General features: G+C 34.7%; 7 protein-coding genes and 1 pseudogene. 2 read left to right on the forward strand and 6 right to left on the reverse strand.

From position 1 onward, the window contains the following. Both WBN20_RS00990 and WBN20_RS00995 read left to right on the forward strand, forming a co-directional pair. Positions 1-522, forward strand: a 522-nt coding sequence (locus WBN20_RS00990; RefSeq protein WP_424280387.1) for a sensor histidine kinase, incomplete at its 5' end; no start/stop codon positions are given. 6 nt (positions 523-528) lie between these two features. Next, the gene (locus WBN20_RS00995) at positions 529-1,236 is read left to right on the forward strand and encodes a response regulator transcription factor (RefSeq protein ID WP_424280388.1); all 708 of its coding nucleotides are present in this window, start codon (positions 529-531) and stop codon (positions 1,234-1,236) included. Positions 1,237-1,291: 55 nt separating this feature from the next. Here the strand turns inward: WBN20_RS00995 and WBN20_RS01000 are convergent, their stop codons facing one another. The 6 genes and pseudogenes from WBN20_RS01000 to WBN20_RS01025 all read right to left on the reverse strand — a co-directional run. Then, positions 1,292-1,786 carry a gluconokinase gene (locus tag WBN20_RS01000; RefSeq protein WP_424280389.1) on the reverse strand — a complete coding sequence of 165 codons (495 nt, stop codon included), beginning with the start codon at positions 1,784-1,786 and terminating at the stop codon, positions 1,292-1,294. Position 1,787: 1 nt separating this feature from the next. Then, positions 1,788-2,702, reverse strand: a complete 915-nt coding sequence (miaA, locus tag WBN20_RS01005; protein WP_424280390.1) for a tRNA (adenosine(37)-N6)-dimethylallyltransferase MiaA — start codon at positions 2,700-2,702, stop codon at positions 1,788-1,790. After that, the gene (locus tag WBN20_RS01010) at positions 2,702-3,550 is read right to left on the reverse strand and encodes an ion transporter (protein WP_424280391.1); all 849 of its coding nucleotides are present in this window, start codon (positions 3,548-3,550) and stop codon (positions 2,702-2,704) included. The genes miaA and WBN20_RS01010 overlap by 1 nt, the downstream gene beginning before the upstream one ends. Next, on the reverse strand, positions 3,547-4,668 hold the full coding sequence (locus tag WBN20_RS01015; protein WP_424280392.1) for an exonuclease domain-containing protein: 1,122 nt from the start codon (positions 4,666-4,668) through the stop codon (positions 3,547-3,549). Before WBN20_RS01015 ends, WBN20_RS01010 begins: the two co-directional genes overlap by 4 nt. Positions 4,669-4,707: 39 nt before the next feature. Beyond that, complete coding sequence (locus WBN20_RS01020; RefSeq protein WP_424272273.1) at positions 4,708-5,364, reverse strand: YggS family pyridoxal phosphate-dependent enzyme; 657 nt, start codon at positions 5,362-5,364, stop codon at positions 4,708-4,710. A gap of 93 nt (positions 5,365-5,457) precedes the next feature. Further along, positions 5,458-5,723 (reverse strand): annotated as a pseudogene (locus tag WBN20_RS01025) (DUF1015 domain-containing protein); the annotation flags it as partial.

The following is a 5,723-nucleotide window of genomic DNA, read 5'->3' on the forward strand; positions in this document are numbered from 1 at the left end:
CATGCTCAGGTTGAAAATGTTCTTAGAATCTCAAAACTAGAAAAAAATCAACTAGATATAAGTAAGGACAGGGTAGATGTTCACGACATTATTAAAAAGTCAATTACTCATGTTCAGCTTATTGTAAAGGATAGGGGAGGATACATTCACACCAATTTAGATGCTGTAAGATCAGAAGTGTTGGCAAATGAGATGCATTTTAGAAATGTGATTGTAAACATTTTGGATAATGCTGTGAAATATTCACCAGAAGCACCAAAAATTGATGTTTTTACGGAGATTGCCAATAATTTTATTATCATTAGGATACAAGATCAGGGTGCAGGAATGAGTAAAGCGGTGTTAAAAAAAGTATTTGAAAAATTTTATAGAGAACACACCGGAAATATACATAATGTTAAAGGACATGGGCTGGGGTTAGCTTATGTTAAAAAAATTGTAGAAGATCACCAAGGGGAAGTTTATGCAGAAAGTGAAAAAGATAAAGGAAGTAGCTTCTATATTAAACTACCATTAATATAAAAATTTATGGAAACAGCAAACAAAAAAATACTTTTAGTTGAAGACGATCCAAATTTTGGAATTGTTTTAAAAGACTACCTATCCATGAACGATTTTGATGTTACTTTGGCAAAAAACGGAATGGAAGGTTTTGAGAAGTTTAAAAAAGACAATTATGACGTCTGTATATTGGATGTGATGATGCCTTATAAGGATGGGTTTACCCTGGCAAGGGAAATTCGGGAGAAGAATGAAAATGTTCCAATCGTTTTTCTTACAGCCAAAACGATGAAAGAAGACGTTCTAAAAGGTTATAAAGCAGGTGCTGACGATTATTTGAACAAACCATTTGATTCTGAAGTTTTGCTTATGAAATTAAGGGCTATTCTTCAGAGAAAAGCTTCTAATACCTTGGCTGATAGCAAACAATTTGAATTTAATATTGGAAATTTTCACTTAAATTCTAAGCTAAGGTTTCTTAAATACCTGGAAGAAGAGCCAATAAAACTCTCACCAAAGGAAAATGAATTGTTGAGGTTGCTGGCTTTGCATGAGAATGACCTTATGCCCAGGGAGTTGGCTTTGACTAAGATATGGCGCGATGACAATTATTTCACATCCAGAAGTATGGATGTTTATATCGCCAAATTGCGTAAGTATCTCAAAAGAGATGATGTGGTTGAGATTTTAAATATTCATGGCGAAGGTTTCAGACTTGTAGTAAAAACGCAGTAAATTATAAAAGTTAAATAGAATTAGGCATCCCATAGTGGATGCCTTTTTTAGTAATCTAAATGAACCCTAAGATCTGGTTTACTATTTCTTCCGGAGCCTTATTTATTGAAACCTTTATGGCTTTTTTCGGTACCTCCAGGGTCTCAAACTGGGACTCAAGAAGTTTAACTGGCATAAAATGACCTTTTCTTTGGTTCAAGCGATTCAGTACATCTTCAAAAGAACCACTAAGATAAATCCATCTTGCATTTTCCTGAAGATTAGCATCCAATATTTGCCTGTAGGATTCTTTTAATGCGGAACAACCTATAATTGCACCTTCTTCACGCCTGGAAAGAGCTATTTCATTTAGTCTTAATAACCAGCCCATTCGATCATTATCAGTTAACGGCTGTCCGCCAGCCATTTTTTTTACATTGGTTTTAGAATGATAATCATCCCCATCATAGAAAGGTACTTTGAGTTCTTTTGCCAATAATCTCCCAATAGTAGATTTACCACATCCTGAAACCCCCATAATAAAGTAAATTTTTGGAACTGTCTTTATCATTCTACATGTCCTTTTTTAAATACTTAATTTTATCCAATATCTCATCAATAGGAGTAGAGACATCTAGCCAAATAATATCCTCATTTTTTCGAAACCATGTCAATTGCCTTTTTGCAAATCTACGTGTATTCTTCTTTATTTCTGAAATAGCAAAATCCAGATCCCATATTCCATCAAATACGCTAAAAAGCTCTGTATAACCAACTGTTTGTAAGGCATTTAAATGTTTGTATTTATATAATGATCTGGCTTCCTCTATAAGTCCGCTTTCAATCATGCTATCCACCCGTTTATTTATTTTGTCATACAACAGGCTTCTTTCCATCGAAAGGCCTATCACAAATGAAGTAAAAGGTCGAGGAGGTTTTTTTTTATTTATAAAGGAAGAATAAGTTTTACCGGTACCCAGGCATATTTCCAGAGCACGAATAATCCTATGGGGATTTTGAATATCTACTTTCGCATAATAATCTTCGTCCAGTTCTTTAAGTTTATTTTGTAAAACTTGGATTCCTTCCTGCTTATAAATGGTGTTTAATTTGGTTCTTATTTCCCTATCAACCTCCGGGAAAGAGTCTAAGCCATAAATAACCGAATTAATATATAAGCCGCTGCCGCCCACCATGATAGCAATATCATATTTCTTAAAAATGTTATCGAGAACATTCAGGGCATCCTTTTCAAAATCGCCTACATTGTATATTTCATGAATACTCTTATGTTGAATAAAATGATGTGGTACTGATTCTAATTCATATTTGGAAGGCACCGAAGTACCTATTGACATTTCCTTGAAAAACTGTCTGGAGTCCGCGGAGATGATCTCTGTATTGAAATATGTTGCGAGGTCTATAGCTAATTTTGTTTTACCTATTGCAGTGGGCCCTACAACTGTAAGAAGGTATTTACGCGACATTAGTCATCACTTAATTTATTACCGCAGCTTCTGCAATACTCCGCATCTGTCCTCAGGATTTCCGTGCCACAGGAACTACAACTCCGTCCCATATCGGTCTCTTTGTCTTCTTTGTTCCCAGATGCGTATTCAGCAGATACTATTCCTGTAGGAACTGCGATTATCCCATAACCAATAATCATAATTAAGGTGGCAATCATCTGTCCCAGACCGGTTTCCGGGGAAATATCCCCATACCCAACCGTTGTAAGGGTTACAATGGTCCAATATACGCTATGAGGGATGCTGTTAAATCCATGCTCCGGTCCCTCTACTAAATACATGATAGTGCCCAGTAAAATTGAGATGACCAAAACAAAAAATACAAAGACCAAGATCTTAGTTCTACTGGCCCTTAAGGCCCTTAATAAGTTATTAGATTCCCCAACAAATCTAACCAGTTTAAGAATTCGAAATACACGCAATAAGCGCAAAGCCCTAAACGCTGTTATGTACTGTGATCCTCCTACGAAATAGGACAAGTATTTCGGGATGGTAGAAAGAAGATCTATGACGCCGAAAAAACTAAAAATATACTTTTTTGGCTTTTTAATACAGATAATACGCAGGATGTATTCTAACGTAAACAATATAGTAACTACCCATTCTGAAGTATCTAGAAATGAATGATATTTGGTGTCTATTCTTGGAATACTCTCCAGCATAACAATAATAACACTATATACAATTACTATTAGCAGAACTATATCAAATAGCTTACCTGCCGGCGTATGAGTGCCATAAATTATTTCGTGAAGCTTATATTTCCAGCCTTTTTTTGGTTTAAATTCTGTCTTTGTATCTGTCACTGGTGGTTTTTCAATTCAATAATCTCAAGTACTTTTTTTTCTCTCAGGTACCATTCAATAATTTTCCTGGCATTCCGAGAGCTACTCATAGGGGTAATAATTGATTCTAAGATATGAATATTATTAATTTGATAATTAAGGTTATAGAAACCCAAACCATTAAACTCCCCATTCTTGATTAGTATGGCACTGTGCTCACCAATTTCCCTGCCCTTATCGACAATGATTAAATTATTTGATAATGCGTCATAGCCATTTATTTGTACTTGATGTTTTTTATTTGAGGTTGTAATTTTTTTGACTAGTATATTGAATTTGGGTTTAATCTTTAGGAGTTCTTCATTTTCTTTTAACAATGCCACTAATTCATTACCGGTTTTTTCATACGTAACCTTTTTGGTCTCTTTTTGAATTTGTCTAGCCAATTCCCCGCTTTTTAAAAAATGACGGTTAACACGTTTTTTGATATTGTTACTTTTGCCTAAAAAAATTATGTCACCATCTTTATTGTGCATGTAATATACGCCGACTTCTGTTGGCATACTTTCAACAATATCCAATTGCCTTTGTGAGAGTTCTCCCAGAGACTCTTCACGTACAATTTCTCTAATTATAGATTTATCAATGTCTTTAGTAAGTAGAAGTTTGAATAATTTTAATGTGGCCAATGCATCACCGTTAGCTCTATGACGGTCACTTACTGGGATACCTAATGAGCGTACCAGTTTGCCAAGGCTGTGCGATTCTGCATCCGGGATCAACCTTTTTGACAAATCAACTGTACAAAGGGTTTTCCTCTCAAAATCAAATCCTAATCTTCGAAATTCCGTGCGTAGGATTCTATAATCAAACTGAGCATTGTGCGCCACAATGATGGTATCTCTCGTTATTTCAACAATGCGTTTTGCCACTTCATAAAATTTAGGAGCGGTACGCAACATTTTGTTATTAATTCCGGTCAGATTAACTACAAAAGGTTGTATTTCCTTTTCTGGATTTACAAGACTTATGAATTTGTCTACAACCTTATGTCCGTCAAATTTATGAATAGCAATTTCGGTAATCCCTTCTTCATTATATTTTCCTCCCGTAGTTTCTATGTCAAGTATGGCGTACATGTACTGTTTTATAACAAAATTGTGGTATAACTATTTACATTAATTATTTCTAATACCAAAGATACTACTTCCTATGCGTACCATTGTGCTGCCTTGCTGAATTGCAATTCTATAATCTCCACTCATTCCCATTGATAGTACATTTACCTCAGGTATTCTATTTTTTAATTTTAAGTAGATTGAATTTAAATATGAAAATTCCTTACGTATTTGTACTTCATTATCAGTAAAAGTAGCCATACCCATCAATCCCTTTACATTCACGTTTTTGAGATTTCCAAACTCATCTGAACCGATTAATTCAAATAACTCTATTTCATTTAGCCCAAATTTTGTTTGTTCCTGAGCAATATGCATTTGAAGTAAGCAGTTAATCTTACGATTATGTTTTATGGCTTGTTTGTTAATCTCTTTTAGGAGTTTAAGGCTATCCACGCCATGAATTAATGATACAAACTCACCCATGTATTTTACCTTATTGGTTTGCACATGTCCTATCATATGCCATTCAATATCTTTGGGTAATTCACTCCATTTAAGAGCCATTTCCTGAATTTTGTTTTCCCCAAAAATAAGCTGACCCGCTTTATAGGCTTCCATTATTTCTTCATTGGATTTTGTTTTGGATACAGCTACCAGGATTATCTCTTTGGGAAGATCATCAAGAATTTTAAGAAGATTTTTTTTTATGGACACTTATTTTTAATTTGAAATTAGTCAATTATATACTTTGTATGACCGCTCTGCTCTTCTTATATATCTGCTATGAGCTGGCATTAAGATTCATCTTTAACTCTCTGATGTACTTAAATCGAATATAGCTAGCGCGCTTCTGAGTTTTGGTTCAATGTATGTGCTTTTTGGGGGCATAACCAATCCTGCATCAGCTATTGCCTTTATCTCTTCAACGTCTAAAGGGACTAAACCAAAACCTACTGCAAAATTCCCACGGTCAATTTCATCTTTCATTTTAAGAACATTGCGTTTGCCATAGCCATATTGAATTCGTTTATCATTTCTTAAATCGTTTATTTGGAGGATGGGTTCAAGGTTAG

Source organism: Eudoraea sp. (assembly GCF_049665975.1).
Classification (GTDB): domain Bacteria; phylum Bacteroidota; class Bacteroidia; order Flavobacteriales; family Flavobacteriaceae; genus Eudoraea.